The 634-nt window shown below is 49.8% G+C and carries 1 rRNA gene; it reads right to left on the reverse strand.

The features are described from left to right. A 23S ribosomal RNA gene (locus D109_RS0107355) occupies positions 1–634 on the reverse strand; the annotation flags it as partial.

Here is a 634-nt window from a genome sequence, read left to right on the forward strand (position 1 = left end):
TACCCAACCACCTGTGTCGGTTTGGGGTACGGTTCCTGGTTACCTGAAGCTTAGAAGCTTTTCTTGGAAGCATGGCATCAACCACTTCGTCATCTAAAAGATAACTCGTCATCAGCTCTCGGCCTTAGAATCCCGGATTTACCTAAGATTCCAGCCTACCACCTTAAACTTGGACAACCAACGCCAAGCTGGCCTAGCCTTCTCCGTCCCTCCATCGCAATAACCAGAAGTACAGGAATATTAACCTGTTTTCCATCGACTACGCTTTTCAGCCTCGCCTTAGGGACCGACTAACCCTGCGTCGATTAACGTTGCGCAGGAAACCTTGGTCTTTCGGCGTGGGTGTTTTTCACACCCATTATCGTTACTCATGTCAGCATTCGCACTTCTGATACCTCCAGCAAGCTTCTCAACTCACCTTCACAGGCTTACAGAACGCTCCTCTACCGCATCACCCGAAGGTGATACCCGTAGCTTCGGTGTATGGTTTGAGCCCGTTACATCTTCCGCGCAGGCCGACTCGACTAGTGAGCTATTACGCTTTCTTTAAAGGGTGGCTGCTTCTAAGCCAACCTCCTAGCTGTCTAAGCCTTCCCACATCGTTTCCCACTTAACCATAACTTTGGGACCTTAG

Origin of the sequence: Pseudomonas sp. PAMC 26793, assembly GCF_000313235.1 — a bacterium.
Classification (GTDB): domain Bacteria; phylum Pseudomonadota; class Gammaproteobacteria; order Pseudomonadales; family Pseudomonadaceae; genus Aquipseudomonas; species Aquipseudomonas yamanorum.